Annotated in this window: 15 protein-coding genes; 8 read left to right on the forward strand and 7 right to left on the reverse strand. The window is 43.3% G+C overall.

What is annotated here, in order from left to right:
* Positions 1–32: 32 nt before the first annotated feature.
* Positions 33–2045, reverse strand: a complete 2013-nt coding sequence (locus tag SCB77_RS07210) for a hypothetical protein (RefSeq protein ID WP_320185759.1) — start codon at positions 2043–2045, stop codon at positions 33–35.
* Between the two features lie 175 nt (positions 2046–2220).
* On the opposite strand from SCB77_RS07210, the gene SCB77_RS07215 reads away from it, so the two are divergent.
* The 3 genes from SCB77_RS07215 to SCB77_RS07225 all read left to right on the forward strand — a co-directional run bounded on the left by SCB77_RS07215 (position 2221) and on the right by SCB77_RS07225 (position 6932).
* A complete protein-coding gene (locus tag SCB77_RS07215; RefSeq protein WP_320185760.1) occupies positions 2221–4080 on the forward strand; it encodes a DNA topoisomerase IV subunit B in 1860 nt (619 codons plus the stop codon).
* 27 nt (positions 4081–4107) lie between these two features.
* Entirely contained in the window at positions 4108–4950 is an 843-nt protein-coding gene (gene purU / locus SCB77_RS07220) for a formyltetrahydrofolate deformylase (protein WP_320185761.1), read from the forward strand.
* 206 nt (positions 4951–5156) lie between these two features.
* Positions 5157–6932, forward strand: a complete 1776-nt coding sequence (locus tag SCB77_RS07225) for a hypothetical protein (protein WP_320185762.1) — start codon at positions 5157–5159, stop codon at positions 6930–6932.
* An 89-nt stretch (positions 6933–7021) separates the two neighbouring features.
* On the opposite strand, the gene SCB77_RS07230 is transcribed toward SCB77_RS07225, so the two are convergent.
* The 3 genes from SCB77_RS07230 to SCB77_RS07240 all read right to left on the reverse strand — a co-directional run bounded on the left by SCB77_RS07230 (position 7022) and on the right by SCB77_RS07240 (position 9530).
* Positions 7022–7924 (reverse strand): class I SAM-dependent methyltransferase, encoded by a 903-nt coding sequence (locus SCB77_RS07230; RefSeq protein WP_320185763.1) that lies wholly within the window; start codon positions 7922–7924, stop codon positions 7022–7024.
* Between the two features lie 112 nt (positions 7925–8036).
* Entirely contained in the window at positions 8037–8792 is a 756-nt protein-coding gene (locus SCB77_RS07235; protein WP_320185764.1) for an ABC transporter ATP-binding protein, read from the reverse strand.
* Between the two features lie 3 nt (positions 8793–8795).
* Positions 8796–9530: an MlaE family ABC transporter permease gene (locus tag SCB77_RS07240; RefSeq protein WP_320185765.1), complete on the reverse strand. Its 735-nt coding sequence runs from the start codon at positions 9528–9530 to the stop codon at positions 8796–8798.
* 176 nt (positions 9531–9706) lie between these two features.
* On the opposite strand from SCB77_RS07240, the gene SCB77_RS07245 reads away from it, so the two are divergent.
* Both SCB77_RS07245 and ispG read left to right on the forward strand, forming a co-directional pair.
* Positions 9707–10636, forward strand: coding sequence for a LiaI-LiaF-like domain-containing protein (locus SCB77_RS07245; RefSeq protein WP_320185766.1), 930 nt, complete (start codon positions 9707–9709; stop codon positions 10634–10636).
* A 30-nt stretch (positions 10637–10666) separates the two neighbouring features.
* The gene (ispG, locus tag SCB77_RS07250; protein WP_320185767.1) at positions 10667–12682 is read left to right on the forward strand and encodes a (E)-4-hydroxy-3-methylbut-2-enyl-diphosphate synthase; all 2016 of its coding nucleotides are present in this window, start codon (positions 10667–10669) and stop codon (positions 12680–12682) included.
* 73 nt (positions 12683–12755) lie between these two features.
* Here the strand turns inward: ispG and SCB77_RS07255 are convergent, their stop codons facing one another.
* Positions 12756–13163 carry a T9SS type A sorting domain-containing protein gene (locus tag SCB77_RS07255; RefSeq protein WP_320185768.1) on the reverse strand — a complete coding sequence of 136 codons (408 nt, stop codon included), beginning with the start codon at positions 13161–13163 and terminating at the stop codon, positions 12756–12758.
* A gap of 233 nt (positions 13164–13396) precedes the next feature.
* Between SCB77_RS07255 and SCB77_RS07260 the strand changes: the two genes are divergently transcribed.
* Positions 13397–15340, forward strand: coding sequence for a KUP/HAK/KT family potassium transporter (locus tag SCB77_RS07260; protein WP_320185769.1), 1944 nt, complete (start codon positions 13397–13399; stop codon positions 15338–15340).
* Positions 15341–15469: 129 nt separating this feature from the next.
* On the opposite strand, the gene SCB77_RS07265 is transcribed toward SCB77_RS07260, so the two are convergent.
* Positions 15470–17155: an amino acid permease gene (locus SCB77_RS07265; RefSeq protein WP_320185770.1), complete on the reverse strand. Its 1686-nt coding sequence runs from the start codon at positions 17153–17155 to the stop codon at positions 15470–15472.
* 58 nt (positions 17156–17213) lie between these two features.
* Positions 17214–17888 (reverse strand): ACP phosphodiesterase, encoded by a 675-nt coding sequence (locus SCB77_RS07270; protein ID WP_320185771.1) that lies wholly within the window; start codon positions 17886–17888, stop codon positions 17214–17216.
* A gap of 86 nt (positions 17889–17974) precedes the next feature.
* Between SCB77_RS07270 and tyrS the strand changes: the two genes are divergently transcribed.
* Together tyrS and SCB77_RS07280 are read left to right on the forward strand one after the other, a co-directional pair.
* Positions 17975–19258: a tyrosine--tRNA ligase gene (gene tyrS / locus SCB77_RS07275; protein ID WP_320185772.1), complete on the forward strand. Its 1284-nt coding sequence runs from the start codon at positions 17975–17977 to the stop codon at positions 19256–19258.
* A gap of 50 nt (positions 19259–19308) precedes the next feature.
* Positions 19309–20295, forward strand: a complete 987-nt coding sequence (locus SCB77_RS07280; protein WP_320185773.1) for an energy transducer TonB — start codon at positions 19309–19311, stop codon at positions 20293–20295.
* Positions 20296–20365: the final 70 nt, after the last annotated feature.

Consider the following 20365-nt stretch of genomic DNA (forward strand, 5'->3'; position numbering starts at 1 on the left):
AGGGAAGGTGCGGCAATGCTCCTTCCCTTTTTTTATTTATTGAACCATGATTTCAGCGAATCCAGAAACGAAGGTTTCGCTATAGCTACGCCCAAACCATAAGCGCTCTTACCTACTCCGCTATACTTCTCCCGAAGGGATGGTATATCAGCAACGGCCACCTCTACGTTCGACAGGGGAATAAACTCGATGTCGGCTACCGCTTCAAACTTGTTGACTTTCTTTTTCAAGCTGTATTTAAAAAGTTCGTAATCGACATTCATTTGTTTATTTGTCGTCTCATCATGCTGCTCGATAGGTTTATCACATCGAATGGTAACACGATATTTTTCGGAATCAAAGGATTGCCAAAAACTCACATCTTTCTGCACATAGTCGCGTAGCTGTTGCTTTACGACAGCCGAATCATAGTATTTCAGATATTTACGTCCGTTGCCAGTTATATAGTAAGGATTATTGATAATCGTTGTGTATTCAGTTACAAACACATTATTTATTTTATCATCGCTGACAATTTGTACGTTTGCATCCTTAAAAATCTCTCTTTTGTCATTAGAGAGTTCATTATCGACAAGATCAAGACAACCGAAGACAAAATTATTCGTATTGTCCACAACAGCTTTTTTGTTGGTATTCTTAAAATATCGGCGCATCGCGTTAGCTCTGCTATAGCGATAGGTGGTTTTTATCGAAAGCTTGCCTACATCGTTCGTTACATCAAATAGAACGTCATCAAAGATCGCAAAGTTGGGGTATTTGTATCCTTCGCGCTGTTGAATGGTACTCGTCGGATTCAGGCTGAGGTAATTTAGAAAACTGATGAATGAACGGTTTTCAAGGGTTCCGTACTCATCCCTGTAGGTGGCATCAACAAAATGCTCTTCACCGTTGTTCAGCACCTTCAAGATCACATGGTTGAAGTTGAAAAGTGATGGCAGGTATTGGCGTAAATAAAAGTCGGCGTTGTAATTTACCAACACAATTTCTGATTCTACTCCAAGATAGGCCAATGCCGTCTTCAGCAGTACCGTCTTCGCCTTACAATCTCCCTGCTTAAATTCGTACGTTACCCAAGGATCCTGCGGCTTATGACCATGCATCTCCTCTTCGTTATAGATATAGCGTACGTTGTTTTGCACATATTCTATAGCAAGCTGTATTTTTCCTTCTATGTCGTCACCTAGGGCATCAAGCTTTGCCACGAGATCTGTTGCATAATCCTGCAGTGATTTCGTTTTCAAAGCCGCTTCATAATGTGGATAAACCAGCTCCATCAACTGTTCGTAGCTTTGATCGGTGGCAAAATCAATAAAAGGAAAAACTTCTCGGTTAACGTCCACCGCATTCAGGTAGTTTTCAAATCGCAACGAGAAGGTCTCGCCCGCTGCAATCTGCCCTTGTTCAACAGGCATCAACTCGCCCATTGTATCCCTGAAATAAAGCTTTTTGTAGACCATGGGTTGCGAACGCTTATTGATCAAATCAAAGGAGTAGCTACCGTAACCCCAATATACATCCGGACTGAACCAAATATATTTAAAGCAGGCCTTACGCAAGAAATCTTTGTCTGTAAATGTCAAAACTCGGGTATCTTCTACGATAATGATATCGTAGAGTCGCACGTCCTTAATACTGACGTTTACCTTTTTTGAACTGTTAATCACACCATCCACACTTTGGTTTTCATGATCCAGCACCTTAAACCGAGTATCGGGAAGCTTATCAATCAGTTGACCATCGCGCAGGACTGAAATCCGGTGAAAAACGATATGCTCAGCCGGATAGAGCACATATTCGTTGACAGAGGCGAAATCTAAGGTTCCCGGTTGTTGAATGGAATAGGCCATCAGATTGTACTCCGCATTTTGCGTATCGTCCGTGTACTGTACTTTCTTCAGAAAATAGCAAAAATCCCGACCATCGTCATATTGCTGTTGGGAAAAATCTGTTTCCACAATACGGGAAAGCAGCTCTTCGTCGGATGTCAGATCGATCCATGAAGCCGGCTGCCCAATCTGGTATTTTTCTTCTATTTCATGTTCCATAAATGTGTGTTGCTTATTTTAATTGGCAAAGCCATCAAATAGCAGAAAAAACCGTACCGTAATTCATAAAATGTATAAAAAATAGCAAATTTTAGGGATATCGTCTTTTTTGAACATAGGCATCCTTCGGTTTTTTTTCTATTTTTGTTCTCGAAGAAAACTAGCGTAACACTACATGACGACATATAACGAAGATAGCATACGGTCACTAGACTGGAAAGAACATATCCGCCTGCGTCCAGGTATGTATATTGGTAAATTAGGCGATGGTTCTGCCTATGACGATGGTATCTATGTGCTGTTGAAAGAAATTGTCGACAACTCTATTGACGAATTTGTCATGGGAGCTGGAAAGACAATTGACATTACCGTTCACGAAAACAAGGTGGCTGTGCGCGACTATGGTCGTGGCATCCCTATTGGTTCTGTTGTGGATGTAGTATCCAAAATAAATACCGGTGGAAAGTACGACAGTAAAGCTTTTCAAAAGTCAGTGGGTTTGAACGGTGTGGGTACAAAAGCGGTCAATGCCTTATCTAGCCAGTTCGTTGTACAGTCCTATCGCCAAGGCGTTACCCGGATTGCACAATTTTCTTGCGGCGAGCTTGTTGCCGATGAGCAAAAAGATACGTCGCAACGTAATGGTACCGCAACCAGTTTTTTTCCAGACGAGTCCATCTTCCGCAATTACAAGTTCCGCACAGAGTTTGTAGAGAACATGATTTGGAACTATGTTTTTCTAAACTCGGGTCTAACGGTCAATTTCAACGGTCAGAAGTATATTTCTGAAAATGGCCTTAAAGATCTTTTGGAGCGTAATATAGACACCGAATCTATGCGTTACCCAATTATCCACCTGAAAGGCGAAGATATCGAAATTGCGCTTACACATGGACAACAGTATGGTGAAGAGTATTATTCGTTTGTCAACGGACAACATACCACGCAGGGAGGAACGCATCAAGCTTCCTTTCGGGAGGCTCTTGTGAAGACCGTTCGTGAATTTTACAAAAAAGAGTTTGATGCAGCCGATATTCGATCATCGATCATCGGCGCTATTGCCATAAAAGTGCAGGAGCCTGTCTTTGAATCGCAAACGAAAACAAAATTGGGTTCGCAAAGTATCGGTCCAGATGGACCTACTGTGCGTACCTTCATCAACGATTTCATCAAAAAGGCACTCGATGATTATTTGCACAAAAACCAAGATACAGCAGATGCCTTGCTGAAGCGGATATTACAATCGGAAAGGGAGCGTAAAGATATTGCCGGTATCAAGAAATTGGCGAATGAACGTGCTAAGAAAGCCTCGTTACACAACCGCAAACTACGCGACTGTAAGGTACATTTCAACGATAAGAACGAACGCAATCAGGAAACGACATTATTCATCACCGAGGGTGACTCTGCCAGTGGCTCGATAACCAAATCGCGTGATGTACAAACCCAGGCCGTTTTCAGTCTAAAGGGAAAGCCACTAAACTCTTTCGGTATGTCCAAAAAGATCGTTTATGAGAACGAAGAATTCAACTTACTGCAACATGCTTTGAATATCGAAGATGGATTGGACGGATTGCGCTATAACAATATCGTTGTGGCTACCGATGCCGATGTCGATGGGATGCACATTCGGCTTCTGCTATTAACCTTCTTTTTACAGTTTTTCCCAGACTTGGTAAAAGCAGGACATGTTTCCATTCTGCAGACACCGCTTTTCCGAGTAAGAAACAAAAAAGAAACCATCTATTGCTACTCTGACGAGGAGCGTCAGCGTGCCATCGCGAAACTTGGAGGCAAGCCAGAGATCACACGTTTCAAAGGTTTGGGCGAGATTTCACCATCGGAATTTGGTCTTTTCATTGGCAAAGACATCCGTTTGGATCCCGTTATCTTATCCAAAGAGAACAAATTGCCGCAACTGATGGAGTACTACATGGGAAAAAACACACCAGAGCGTCAAAGACATATCGTCGAAAACCTCCGCATAGAGGTCGACTTAGAAGAAGAACTCGCAAAAGCAGCTGCAGCCTCCTAGAGGTTGTAGCTATTACGCACAGAAAACATGTACAACCAAACCTTAATTCTCATCCAATGTCAAGATGCCGTTGGACTTGTGGCGGCGATCGCCCAGATCATTGCCAAACATCAACTTAATATCGTCACCATGCGTGAATTTGTGGACGAGGAGAACAAAAAGTTTTTCCTCCGTGTGGTCTGCAGCGGCGTACCTGCCGAGATTCCCGCATTGCAAGAAGACCTCCTATCCAATTTACCCGCACAGGCACTCGTAACCATAAATCCCGATCGCCAAAAAAAGATAGTCGTATTGGTCACCAAAGAGCACCACTGCCTTGCAGACATACTCGTCCGTCATTTCTTCCAAACGCTTAATGCTGATGTAAAAGCGGTTGTAGGCAATTACGACAGCTTGAAGGGCTTTACTGAAAAATTTGACATCCCCTACCATTTGGTATCGCACGAAGAAAAAAGCAAAGAACAGTTCGAACAGGAGTTAGCCGAAATCATCGAGCCCTACCAGCCGGATTACATTGTACTGGCGAAGTTTATGCGCATCCTCTCGCCTAGCTTCGTTGCCCGTTTTGAAAACAAGCTGATCAATATACACCACTCCTTCTTACCGGCATTTATTGGTGCAAACCCCTACCGACAGGCGCACAAGCGTGGCGTGAAAATTATCGGTGCCACCGCACATTTTGTGACGAACGACCTTGACGAGGGACCAATTATCGTGCAGCGTACAAAATCCATCAACCATAGCTATGATGTTCCTAATTTGGTAACAGCAGGAAAGGAAATTGAAAAAGCTGTGCTCAGCCACGCCATACAGCTGCTGATGGAGGATCGTGTAATGCGGCAGGGAAACAAAACCATCGTCTTTGAATAAGCGGCTTTAAATATCATCAAGATCACCGCTTGGTAGCATGATCCTGAGTGTTGCAAAAAATAAATGCCAGCACGCGACTAGCATATTTTGTGCAAGCTCAAATCCAACCATTGGCGAACAAAATGATTGATATCATTTTTTCCTAAGGGCTCCATTATTTTATGCTTGCCTGTATTTTCCGTATTTCGCGGTTATATTACAGCGATATGAAACATGGTTTCCACATTCCAGTATTAGGACTGGCATTTTCCATAGACACGCCGATTAAGGTGGCCAAATACGGTATCAATTCGGTTCTTTCCATTGTCGACGACGAGCTAATCGAGCGGATACGCTTGTTCTATCTAGCGAAAAGCGGCGAGCAACCGCAGCCAATTTCAAAAAATGAAAGCGACTATCGAGCAAAAAGGATAACAGCCTACCTCGATTTAGTCAAGCAATTGGTGGATGCCGACATAAATCGAATGAAGAACAGCGGATTTGCCATCGGTTCGGATCTAAACAAGTACTATGAGCTCCTTCCAAGCCAGAGTGCGGAAAAGCAGATCTATCTTGCCATGCTTCAACTGGAGGAAGGAAATGAAAGAGATGCATTCGCCAGCCAACTTAAGAAACTCTTGCAGCCGGGCGATATCGATGTAAATATTATGTCGAAAGTAGACAAAATGAACGTCGATAAACACGGCCATACGCTTGAAGACAAGTATTCGGATGCCTCTGCTGCCCTTCGTGGTTTCGCCAATTCTACGCTCACCTCTTCTGTTGTACTATCTGCAGGCATGAACCCACGTCTTTACAATTACCTCGCCGAGCTCCCGGCATTTCTCCCCAACGAGGCGGGAAAACTGGAAAAGAAGATCACATTGAAAGTATCCGATTTTCGGTCGGCAAACATACAAGCCAAATACCTAGCCAAGAAAGGTATTTGGGTTTCCGAGTTCCGCGTGGAATCGGGACTAAACTGTGGCGGTCATGCTTTTGCGACGGACGGTTATCTCTTAGGTCCTATTTTGGAGGAATTTAAACAGAAGAAAGAAGAACTGTTAGCAGAACTATCTACGATCTACAACGAAGCTTTAGCCAAAAAAGGATGTCGCCAACTTGCTGACCTAAAAATACGATTCACCGTACAGGGAGGTATAGGCACCGCCGACGAACAGTCATTTCTCCTCACCTATTACGGCTTCGATAGCGCCGGCTGGGGATCGCCATTCCTATTGGTTCCCGAAGCCACGACCGTCGACGAGAAAACCTTGGATGCTCTTGTACAGGCGGAAAAGGAAGACTTCTACCTAAGCAACGCATCACCACTTGGCGTGCCTTTTAACAACTTCAAGAAAAGTAGTGCCGAACAGGAACGAATCCTGCGCATAAAAAAAGGCCGCCCCGGAAGTCCCTGCACCAAAAAATACCTCATCACCAACACAGAATTCTCCGCAGAGCCCATTTGCACCGCCGCTCGCGTGTATCAACATGCTAAGATAAAAGAGTTGGAAACAAGAGAGCTTTCTGCGCCGGACTTTCAAAAGGCATTCGAAAAAATCACCGAGAAGACCTGTCTTTGCGAAGGCTTGGCAACGGCAGCTTATACAAAATACGGCATACAAAAAGCAAAAGAGAGCGCAGCCGTCGCCATCTGTCCAGGTCCCAACACGGCGTTTTTTCAAGGCATCTACTCCCTTCAACAAATGGTCGATCACATCTATGGAAGAGTACCTATCGAACTACGTAACCGCCCCAATCTGTTCATTAATGAGCTACAGCTTTATGTAGACTATCTTCGTAATTATATACAAGAAGTGGCGCATGATGCTAAAAAAATAAAGTTCGTCGACAAATTTAAAGCACAGCTGCTCGACGGTATAAGCTATTACCGCACACTTAGCAATCCACTCAGCAAACTTGGTTCTTTAAACGTTCCTTCATTTCTCTCTGGGTTGAAAGCCTTCGAAGAGCAATTGCTGAAAATGCAACTGGTATAAAAAAATGGGACCTCACGTATGAAGGTCCCATTTTTTATATTTTTCGCTAATGTTAGCAAGGGCAGTCTTCACAACAGCTACCAAACACTTTACTTCGCTACTTTGCGGAATTTACCAAAAACGCCAAGCGGAAGTTTAACACCAGCGGTGGCCTGCAGGTAAAGTTCGCCGATTTCCAGATTCTCTACAGCCGGAAACGATGTCCTGATCAAATTCTCCACGATTACGGAAGAAAAGCCCAAGGAGTATGTATTTAAAATCAAGAAGTGCTCTTTGGGATCCAGCAATTGTACCACATCGCGCATCATCTCCATGATATGGTCTTCAAGCTTCCATTTCTCACCCTTAGGTCCATGTCCGTAGGCCGGTGGATCCAAAATAATACCGTTGTACTTATTCCCTCTTTTCAACTCGCGCTTTACAAATTTCAATGCATCTTCAACCACCCAGCGAATGTTATCGATACCGGAAAGCTCTTGGTTTTCATTGGCCCAGGTTACCACCTGTTTAATGGAATCCACATGTGTCGTATCTGCTCCAGCGGCCTTAGCAATCAATGAAGCCCCTCCTGTATAGGCAAACAGATTGAGCACTTTTGGCTGCTCCGTTTTAAAAGACTTCACCGATTCCGAGATATAATCCCAATTTACAGCCTGCTCGGGAAAAATACCAACGTGTTTAAAGGATGTCAAGCCCAAACGGAACTTAATGGCAACATCGTTATTTTTGTAAGTTATATGCCAACGATCTTTAAGCTTGGGATCTTTTTTCAACCAGTCGCCTGAAGTGGCAGAACGCCCTTTGAAACGGATATCGTGCTTTTTAGTCCACTCGGATTCGGACAATGTTTTCGGCCAAACAGCCTGCGGTTCGGGACGAATTAAGATTAAATCGCCGAACCTTTCCAATTTCTCAAAATCACCGCAATCGATAAGTTCATAGTCAGCCCAATGTTGCGGAGTGAGCAGCTGAATAGTTGTTGTTGAAGCCAAAAGTTAAAATTCAAAAGTTAAAAAAATCCACGTATGAAAACATCCCGTGGAATCAAATAAGTCTACAAAAATATGAACTTAACGGCTACTTATCAAATCGTATGCTATTCGCCTATTTAATTGTTGACCGCGCAGCCTTCATCAATGGGCTGGCAAAAACAAAATCATTCAGTTCCTGCACGTCCGAGCGGAGCATCTCTTCATTAGATCCTTCCCAGAATTTTTCACCTTTGTAGAGAAACAGAATATATTCACCTATACCCATCACCGAGTTCATATCGTGCGTCACCACAATAGTGGTACATTGGTATTCCTCGGTAAGCTCTTGGATCAGTTCGTCGATTAGAATGGATGTTGCAGGATCGAGCCCTGAGTTAGGCTCATCGCAAAACAGATATTTAGGGTTCATACTTATGGCGCGTGCGATGCCCACCCTTTTTTTCATCCCACCCGAAAGTTCTGCGGGATACAGTTTATTCTTATCCTTCAGGTTAACCCGCTCCAAACAAAAATTTGCACGATCAATTTTCTCCTGCCGGCTCATGTCCGTAAACATATCCAAAGCAAACACTATATTTTGCTCGACGGTCATAGAGTCAAACAAGGCCGAGTTCTGAAACAACATCCCTATCTCTCGGCGAATGGGCACCCGTTGTTCGAAATCCATGCCCGTAAACTCTTCTTTATCGAAAAAAACCTTACCTTCTTCCGGTTCATGCAAGCCGACAATACATTTCAACAAGGTACTTTTTCCTGATCCCGAGCCACCAATAATCAAGCTTACTTTTCCGGGTTCGAAAATAGCATCAATACCTTTCAATACATGGTTGTCCCCAAAAGATTTATTTATGTTCTGAATTTCAATCATATGTTATAGCATCAAAGCGGTAATAATGTAGTCGGAAGCGAGAATGGATATACAGCCAATCACCACAGCTTTCGTTCCCGCTTGACCAACCTCTAATGCTCCACCGCGTACATAGAAGCCCATATAAGCCGGCACCGTAGTAATAATAAAGCCGAATACAAAAGCCTTGACCAAGGCAACGGTCACGGTAAAACCGTTGAAGCCGCCCTGAATCCCTTGGATGTAGTCGGATGGTGCCACCGCACCAGAGAGAGAGCCTCCAAGAAGTCCGCCCGAAATCGCACAAAAAATGGCAATAATAACCAACACCGGAACCATCACGGCCCCAGCGATAACCTTGGGCAATATCAAATAGCCCGGTGCATTGATTCCCATAATCTCTAACGCATCGATCTGCTCGGTAACGCGCATGGAGCCTATCTGTGAGGAAATGGCCGACCCGACTTTGCCCATCAGCACTAAAGCAGAAATGGTGGGGCCGAGTTCCAAAATATTCGAGTCGCGATTGATTTGACCAATGACCGTTGGCGGAATCAAGTCAGAAACCAACTGAAAAGCGATCTGTAAGGTCATTACAGCGCCAATAAAGGTAGAAATGATCACAATAAGCCCAAGCGAACCTAAGCCTATCTCATTCATCTCATGAAAAATTTCTTTTATATATATCTTCCATTTCTCGGGTCTTTTGAAAACCTTGTTCAACAACAAAACATACTTACCAAAATGGTGGAATATCATAGAGTACCTATCGCTTTAAATTAACATCATTGCAAGATACACATTTGCGGGGAAGAAATTTCACCGACACAATGCTTTCTTTTACCGAAGATATTAACAAAGTAACCTAAAACTGGTTTTATAAAAAATTAGTAAGTTATAGTTTTGACCTATATATTTACAGTGAATTAGAAAATATGGAAAACAAAATCACCTCCGGAATTTGGTTCGTCTTTATCGGCATCATTCTTCTGTTGCATAATATTGACGTCATAAACTTCAACTTTATCGCTACTCTCAAATATTGGCCTTTACTGATCGTCATTGTGGGTATAAACTTGATGGTCCAAAACCGGATGTATGGAAACTATATTAAGATAGCTGCTAATGTGCTTTTCCTAGGCTGGATTGCCTATGTAGGTTTAACGAGCCCTTCGAGTCACTGGACATCGCAACTCTTCAACAACCGAGATATTAAGATCGGCGACCTCGATGATGATGCGGAACTGCTCAATAGCGTTCAAACCGAAATAGATAGCTCGGCCGATGCTGCATCCTTGGAATTCAATGGCGGCGCAGGGAAGTTCGAAATCCGCGGTGATAGCACATCCAAACTTGTGAGCGCGCGTAGTGAAAACGATAACATGGGCATGAATATTCAATCGAAGGTGGAAGAGGGAACACAACGGGTGATCCTAAACGCCAAACCAACGAACAACAGCAACAAAAAAACAGGCAAGGTATTCATCGAAATTAATGAAAAACAATTATGGGATCTAGAGTTTAACTATGGAGCGGCCACAATTGACGGCGACTTGTCGAACGTTCGGTTCAACAACTTAGAAATCAATACAGGTGCAAGCGACATGAACCTTAAATTAGGCATGCCGCAATCCGAGGTATCCAAGATAAACATTGCTACAGGCGCTTCCAAGATACATTTCAACATCCCTAAAGAAGCAGCTATTAGCGTAAAGTATTCGTCGATCCTTTCCAAAAATTCCTTCGAGGGCTTCAAAACGAAGAAAAATGGAAAAGCCCTTACCGCGAACTATGAGGAAGCAACCATGAAATTTGACATCGAGTTGGATGGCGCTGCCAATACATTTACAATTACCCGCTATTAATATAAAAAATAGCTAACTTTGTGACTAGGCATGGAGACAAAAGACGCAATTCATTTGGCAGGGGGGTATTGTAACTCCAAAACGACATATAGCAGATTTTTAACACGGGAAGTCAAGGTTGGAAATATTCCTATGGGCGGAAATAACCCCATTCGTATCCAAAGCATGACGACCGTCGATACCATGGACACCATCGGCTCGATCGAACAGACGATACGTATGGTAGATGCCGGCTGTGAATATGTGCGCATCACCGCGCCTAGCATCAAGGAGGCAGAGAACCTAGCCCTCATCAAAAGTGGATTGAAAGCACGAGGTTATGACGTACCACTAGTTGCCGATATACATTTCACCCCTAACGCTGCTGAAACAGCGGCGCGTTTAATAGAAAAAGTCCGAATCAATCCCGGTAATTACGCCGACAAGAAAAAATTTGATCAAATCGATTATACCGATAGTGCCTACGAAGCTGAACTGGAACGTATCTACAAGAAGTTTTCGCCATTGGTGAACATCTGTAAAGAGTATGGTACGGTCATGCGCATAGGCACCAATCATGGATCTCTTTCCGATCGTATCATGAGTCGCTATGGCGACACACCTGAAGGCATGGTCGAATCTGCGCTTGAATTCATCCGCATATGTGAAGATCTAAAGTTCTACGACCTTGTGGTCTCCATGAAATCCTCCAATCCGCAGGTCATGATCAGCGCATATCGCCTTTTGGTCGAAAAAATGGTGGCCGAAAACATGAACTATCCGTTACATTTGGGGGTTACCGAAGCCGGCGATGGTGAAGACGGTCGTGTAAAATCAGCGGTTGGCATAGGTGCACTATTAGAAGATGGACTAGGCGACACCGTCAGAGTTTCACTTACTGAAGAACCCGAAAAAGAGGCGCCAGTGGCGATTGCATTGGTCAATAGATATGCCAAGCGACGTGTGGCCATGGAGCAGGAAGCACCGCAAGAAATTGTCAACCTAGCTAACCACAGCAACACGGCCGCCTATGAAGCTAAAGAAGTAAATGCTTTCATCGGAGGCGCACTAGTCCCTAGAGTGGTAGTCGATATTTCTACCTCGAATCTTAAAGATCCCTTCGTGTTGGATCCTGTCGGCTACCGTTATGATGCCGTAAACGATAAATATCATATGGGCGATCAGTCGGTAGATTTCGTTTATCTAGGCTCAAATTTACCGTCATTCACGCTGCCTGGCAACCTTAAGGTGATTTACGATTACGAGACTTGGGTGACATTGGAAAGCAAGGCAAATAAGCATCCTTTGTTTGACCTAATAAGCTATCAACAGGCAACAGTACATGATCCGGTATTGAATCTCATTCGGATTTCAAACAATGATTTTGTAGGTGAAGCGTTTGCCGATCTGAAGATCGACAAAACGGTTGTGTTTGTGCTAGAAACTGATCATCTACATGGCATGGCCGATCAACGTCAATTTTTTATTAATTTCCAAACTATCGGCCTAGATAACCCCGTCATCATCAAACGATCTTACGCCGTCGATGAATTTTCTGGGCCTGTCGGAAATGTGATGGATCCGGAGGAACCTATCTCGAAGATACAGCTTTATGCAGCGACAGATTTAGGAGCACTTTTGGTTGACAAATTAGGATCCGGGATATGGATAGATTCTCCTGCTACTCCAACGGATAAGGTAGCTTCCCTATCCTTTGGTATTCTACAGGCTACACGTTCACGTATATCAAAAACGGAATACATCTCCTGCCCTAGCTGTGGGCGTACGCTTTTCGACCTGCAGGAAACCACACAAATGATCCGAAGCCGCACGAGCCATTTAAAAGGCCTGAAAATAGGCATTATGGGATGTATTGTGAATGGTCCCGGAGAAATGGCCGATGCAGACTACGGTTACGTGGGTGCCGGACCGGATAAGATAACGCTATACCGTGGAAAGGAAGTTGTGAAGAAAAATGTCAGCGCGACACATGCCCTTGACGAGCTTATCGATATCATCAAAAACGATGGTCTTTGGGTAGAAGAAGAACCACTAACGACGGTTTAAGCTTACAAGTTAAAGAAGCATACTTTTCGTATACTGCGATTCGCTACAAAGAATTTATAAAATTTTCAGGGATTTAACGTACAGAAATACGTTTAACAACGGTCTCTGCGCCTGAGGTGACGCGAACAAAATAAACACCCGTGGTCAACTTTCCATTGGAGTCAAACGACAAATTTTGCATACCCGCGTCTAATCTACCGTTCATTAGATTAAGTACTTCGTTTCCTAGCGCATCCATTACCTTGATGGCCACCGTACCTGGCTTGGACATTTTGAAGTTTGTCGTTATCTGTTCAGCAACGGGATTGTAGAAAACCTTAACATTATTGATAAGCTTTTCGCTATCTTCTTCGGGCAAATGGGAAAGCGTAAATTGAGAAGAGCTGGTCTTAGCAGAAATACGAGAAGATTGTGACGTAGCCTGTACTCCTTGCAGCATATATATGCTTGCAAAGGCAACAAAAGCTATTTTCTTCATCATTCCTTTCATTTTTCTTAAACGTAGATATAGGTAGTTGGTATAAAATCACAATTTCCTCCCGCAACATCTAAAACCTTCTCTCACAAAGTTAATTGTTTTACCGTCATCTAGCATATGATTTTTTAAAAAATATTTTCCATTTAACAATTTTTAACAAGATTATTCGTTGTGTATATTTTTGTATATGTTTGGCACATAATTTACTGTAATTTTGCAGGATAATTTTGTTTCGAATGAAAACCCATAAGCATCACGATGCACATAAGCTTAGCTTTGCAGGCTTACTCATTAGTCTAGGTATCATTTTTGGCGATATCGGTACATCCCCGCTCTACGTTATTAAAGCTATTTTCAACAAAGGAACGATTGAGGAAGATCTTATTCTGGGTAGTCTCTCCTGTGTTTTTTGGACATTGACGCTACAAACCACCATTAAGTATGTTTGGATAACCCTCAATGCGGATAATAAAGGCGAAGGCGGAATTCTTTCGCTGTACTCTTTGGTTAGAAAAAAAGCAAAATGGTTGATCATTCCTGCCATCATCGGCGCCAGCACCTTATTGGCTGACGGTATGATTACGCCGGCGATCACCATTTCATCCGCGATAGAAGGACTGGCCATCCGACATCCGCAGGTACCCACTGTGCCCATCGTCGTCATGATTATTACCCTTTTATTTGTTATTCAACGCTTTGGCACATCCATCGTGGGACGAATATTTGGCCCAATGATGTTTATTTGGTTCAGCACAATCGGCATCTTGGGAGCCATGTATATTAAACATGCACCCGAGGTATTTTATGCCTTAAACCCTTACTACGCTATTTCCACCATTATCAACCACCCCAACGCACTATTCCTGATCGGCGCAATATTTCTTTGTACCACCGGAGCAGAAGCGCTATATTCCGACATGGGCCATTGCGGAAAATCCAACATTCGCATTAGCTGGATTTTCGTTAAGCTTACCTTGGTACTCAATTACTTTGGGCAAGGCGCTTGGTTGATGCAACATGCAGGCACGCAAATGGGCGAAAAGAACCCATTCTATGCCATCATGCCGGAAGGTTTTGTTGTATATGGTATCGCCATCGCCACCATGGCCGCTGTTATTGCCAGCCAAGCAATGATTTCAGGGTCTTTTACCCTTATTTCGGAAGCCGTGCGGCTCAACATTTGGCCTAAAGTTTCCATCCGCTATCCGAGCGACCAAAAGGGACAGCTTTATGTTCCGTCGATTAACCTTATCTTATATATTGGCTGTATGCTTATCATTGCTGTCTTCAGAGAATCGTCTAATATGGAGGCCGCCTACGGTTTAGCAATCAACTTAACCTTTATTACAACGACCATCTTGATGTGTATATTCTTGGCGCGCGTGCACATCCCAAAAATTTGGATTGTCGTGTTCGCCATATTCTACTTTACTATTGAGGTTTCCTTTTTAGCGGGCAATCTGGTTAAATTAACACACGGCGGATGGCTTACATTGCTTCTGGCAACGACCCTGTTCATCGCCATGTTCTCTTGGTATGGCGCTCGGAAGATAAAGAACAGCTTCGTTCGATTTAATGATATCCGGGACTACTTCCCGATCATATCGGAACTTAGCGAAGACAAATCTGTCCCGCTGTTTGCCTCTCACTTGGTGTATTTGACGAGTGCAAACAATAAAAATGAAATAGAATCGAAGATCATCTATTCCATTATCAACAAAAAACCCAAACGCGCCGACGTCTACTGGCTTGTCCATGTTGATGTGATGGACAATCCGCATACGCGCGAATTCACGGTAGAGCAGCTCATCCCAAATAAACTGATCCGAATAGACTTCAAACTCGGATTTAGAGAGGAACAACGCATCAGCCTACTATTCCGTAAGGTTGTTGAAGATATGGTAGAAAAAGGAGAGATCGATATTACCAGCAACTACGAAACCTTGAAGAAGCACAAAATAGCAGGCGATTTCAACTTTGTGGTGCTTGAAAAGATGATTGCCAAAACACATGATCTTAGATGGCATGAAAAGATCATTCTAGAAATCTATAAAATCCTGAAACGCTTCAGTTTATCGGAGGAAAAAGGCTTTGGATTAGATAGTAGCTTCGTGACCCTAGAGCGCGTCCCGCTAAATATCCCAACGACGAAAGAAGTCAAATTAAAAAGACTGAACTAGTTGCTCGCAGATTGGAAGGCAGTAAAATATTTATTTACCTCTTTGCTGCCAAACTCCACAAGTATACGTCACAAAACAATAAGGGCGGCCTATCTCGATAAGCCGCCCTTATTTTATCTAATCTTATTTTTAGTTTGTCGTTTTATTCAGCTTAGAGTGTTTATATCCATAAGCAAAATAGAGCACGAGGCCGATAACCAACCAAAGGATAAAGATTATCCAGTTGCTGGCTCCAAGTTCGCTCATCAGGTACAAGTTTATCAAGATCCCCACAACAGGTAATAAAGAAAACCGATATTTGAATCCCATTACCGCGAGCAGAACCCAACTGAGCCAAAACACCAGCACCAACGACTTATGTTCTACAATCTCCGCGAAGGAAAGAGATTTCCACTCATCTATCGTCCCCTGTGCATAAGTGAAGAGTAATATCCAAGCGAGAACAAAGCCTGCGCCAATCAGGTATTTTCCATTGATGTAGGGCACCTTAAATTTGGACTTGGCCGATAAACCGGCATGATCCATATATAACACGCCGGCACAGACCAAGATAAACGCGAAAAATGTACCGACACTAGTCAAGTCGACGAAAAAATCCATCTTGAAAAACAAAGAGGGAATAGCCACGACAATCCCCGTTACAATGGTCGCATAAGATGGCGTTTTATATTTCGGATGTACACGCGCAAATCGCTTGGAAAGCAATCCGTCACGACTCATCGTCATCCAAATTCTTGGTTGCGCCAACTGATAAACCAGCAAGGCACTGGTAATAGCGATAACTGACGTAACGGAAACGATGCCCGCCATATGATCAAACCCGACGTATTTGAAAACGAAAGCTAGTGGATCCTTTACATTAAGTTCCGTGTAATTGACCATTCCTGTAAGCACTAAGGTGATAGCCACATACAACACCGTACAGATAATCAAGCAGATGATCATGGCTCGCGGCAAATCACGCTGTGGATTCTTACACTCTTCAGCTGTCGTCGATATCGAATCGAAGCCGATAAAGGCAAAGAACACCGCAGCAACCGACCCCATCACACCACGTAGTCCATTTGGTGCGAAGGGCGTCCAATTATCAGGTTTGATATAAAATATACCCCCCACGACCACCAAAATGATGATACCTACTTTGATCATCACCATGATATTACTAGCACGTTGCGACTCCTTGATTCCAATGTAGACAAGCCAGGTTACCAAAAGCGTCACCAAGCCAGCAGGAAAATCGAAGATTATAGGGATGTCGCCGATTCGGGGCGCCGTCAAGTATGCGTCTAGCCCAGATTTATCTGCTGCATTCAGCGCATCCATCCCATCGGAAAGAAACTTAGCATGTGCATCCAGCGCATATCCGGGGGCCATGGTTAACCATTTCGGCAGAAAAATACCGAACCCTTCGAGCATAGACACGAAATACTGGGACCATGATATCGCGACTACGGTGTTTGATACCGCATATTCCAAAACCAGAGCCCAGCCTATTATCCAAGCAAACAATTCGCCAAAAGCGACGTATGCATAGGTGTAAGCACTGCCTGAAACCGGAACCGTACTAGCAAACTGCGCATAGGCCAAAGCGGTAAAAACACAAGCAAAAGCCACAAACACAAAAAGCAGGGAAATAGCGGGTCCACCTTCAAAGCTTGCGAGACCAATGGTACTAAATATACCGGCACCTACAATAGCGGCAATGCCGAGCGACACCAAATCACGTACGCCCAACACCTTAGCCAACCCGCTACCCTCTTGCGAATCCAGCAAAATTTGATCAACGCTTTTCTTCCGGAAAAGTTTATTTATCATATCAGATTGTTAATAATTTCATGCTCAATGAACACAAAAGTGGTAAAATTTGAGCTAATTAGCTCAAATTATCTTGGATATAATGAAATATATCCAAATAATCACCCAAAAACTGCTGTTTATAGGTGATTAAGCAAGTGGTTAGTCTATTAATATCGTCATTGCTTTGTTCGAACCCCCACACTCTTTTGCAAATATTAAAAAGTGCATGCGCGATATTTCCTACGTCTTCGTACTGAAAAATATATTTTGATTGCAGAAAACCTTCATAAAAGGCCAAAAACCGGGGGATGTCAACCTCTCCCAGCGATTTGAGGTATTTTTCGATTGTAGGTTTGGAGACATGGGCTAGATGCTCATAAAGACGGTGCACATTTACGCGATTATGCGCAATCAGCAAATGATCCAAAAGAAGCTCTATACTAATGTGCGCCAGAAATGATGCTCGAATTGGAAGATGCTGTACAATGGGATCGAGCTGCTTACGCAAGCGATGACAATGTTCCAAAAAAAAGCTTGCGCTATGAAATAGCTTGTCTACCTCGACATGTCGGTACCATCCTTCAGAAATCCAGCGCGTCTGAGGAAGGGCAAAAAGCACCGCTTCCGCGCGCTGTGGTTGAAAATTATATTGCTTATCCACATTCTTCAATAGGTCGGGCAGCAAGCCTCCCAACACGGTCTCCGATTGCGGGCTGTAACGTTCAAAGTAGTAATGCGACAAAAAATTCACGGTCCAATCTTCTCAATTATTATCGTAAGATACGGCTTAATCTCTTATCTTTGCAATCTTAGTAAAAAAATCGTAATCTTTAAAAAATGAGCTTTGTAGAAGAACTACGTTGGAGAGGTATGTTGCAGGATATCATGCCCGGAACTGAAGAATTACTGAACAAAGAAAAAGTTTCTGGATATATCGGATTTGACCCTACGGGCGATTCCCTACATGTGGGACACCTCACCCAAATCATGACCCTCATACATTTCCAAAATGCCGGACATCAGCCTGTAGCTTTGGTGGGTGGTGCCACAGGTATGATTGGAGACCCTTCGTTCAAATCTGCAGAACGTAACCTTTTGGATGAAGCTACCCTACAACACAATGTAAATTGCTTGAAAGAGCAATTGGCTAAATTCTTGAATTTTGGCGATGGCGAGAATGACGCCAAAATGGTGAACAACTACGATTGGTTTAAGGATTTCAGTTTCTTAGATTTCATCCGCGATGTGGGTAAGCTGATTACTGTAAACTATATGATGGCTAAAGACTCCGTAAAAAAACGCTTGGAGGGCGATAACGGGCTTTCGTTCACGGAGTTTACATACCAACTTATCCAAGGCTACGATTTCTATTATTTATGGAAACACCACAACTGCAAAGTGCAGATGGGCGGTTCTGATCAATGGGGAAACATTGTAACGGGTAGTGAAATGATCCGTCGTCAAGACCAAGGAACGGCCTATGCGATCACTACGCAGTTGATCAAAAAGGCCGATGGACAGAAGTTCGGCAAAACCGAGTCTGGCGCAGTTTGGCTAGATCCAAAGAAAACATCGCCTTACAAATACTATCAGTTTTGGTTGAATACTTCGGACGATGACGCCAAAAATTGGATTCGCATCTTTACGCTTAAAACAGAAGCTGAAATCGATGCTATCATAGCTGAGCATGACGCTGCTCCACACACACGTGCCGTGCAAAAAGCATTGGCCAAGGATATCACGATACGCACGCACAGCGAGCAAGATTACGAAACGGCCGTAAAAACATCGGAATTTTTGTTTGGTAATGGATCATTGGAATTTTTGGCCGATTTGGAACATGAGGCGGTTCTCGAAGTATTTGATGGCGTTCCTCAGTTTGAAATCAGCAAAGAGGCATTGACCGCTGGCATCAATATTTTAGACTTGCTGGCCGTAGACACACAGGTATTCCCTTCAAAAGGAGAAGCGAGGAAGATGTTGCAAGGCGGCGGAGTTGCCTTAAATAAAGAAAAAATCAGTGACATAGAGCTTGTCGTTTCGGCAGATAGTCTGATCAACAATACATATATCGTAGCTCAACGCGGTAAGAAAAATTATTTTTTGATTATTGCGAAATAGCGAGTAATTTCGGTGCAGAGGAAATTTTGCCTCTGCACTGAAATTCTATAATGAAAAACCTCTTTTACCTATTTGCCTTAGTACTTCTCTTTAATGTATCCTTATTTGGCCAAACCAAGCAAGTAAGCTATCATGATGTTGATGGTGAGCTGGTAGAAACGTCCGAGCAGTCCTATTTTTACAGGATCATCTCCATTGATGAACAATATCCCGATCTCCGAAAGTATCAGGAATACTACACCAAAGATGATCGCCTGAAATTAGACACCCGGTTGACTAGCGGTATGAACACCATGTCTAGAATAGGCGAATGTCGAACGTATTACCCGAATGGACAGTTGCAAGAAAAACTGCGCTATAATGAAAACCATATGCTCATTGATACTGCATTTTCCTACTATGCGAATGGCATCCTTTATGCCCAAAAGTTCTATACCGGACAAACTGAAATTCTTAACGATCTTGACACAAGAGAAGTAGACACCAAATACATATTAGTACAAGACAGCCTTGGAAAGATCGTTGTCACACAAGGAAACGGTATTTTGCCGATTTACGACCTAAATAAGATGGAATTGTTGGAGCAAGGTAAGCTGAGCGACCATAAAAAGAATGGGGAGTGGAGCGGAAAAGCAAACAAGCAAACCTTTGTGGAGACCTGGAAAGAGGATCGTTTAATCAGCGGAATAACCAAGGATTCGCTGGGCGTGGAAACAAAATACGATGAGCAAAATTTCGCGATTGCCCCAGAATACCCGGGGGGAACAAAAGCATTACGCATGTTCGTTGCAAATAATTATCGGTACCCACCAGCGGCCATAGACAACGGCGTTTCCGGTACTATACAAATTGAATTTATCGTCGAACGTAATGGAAAGATGACCAATTTCAAAGTAAGGAACGACTTAGGTCATGGAACGGGTCAAGCAGCCATCAATGCTATCAGTAAGGCAAAAAAACAATGGACACCGGGCGTGCAACGCGGAATTCCTGTCCGAGTGGCCTACGCATTACCTATCACCCTTAATCTCATGTAAATATAGCGCTAGCGCTGCGATATCCCCTATTTGAGCAAATATAAAGCTCGCAGAGCAAAGCTAAATTTGT

The organism is Sphingobacterium bambusae, from assembly GCF_033955345.1.
GTDB lineage: Bacteria > Bacteroidota > Bacteroidia > Sphingobacteriales > Sphingobacteriaceae > Sphingobacterium > Sphingobacterium bambusae.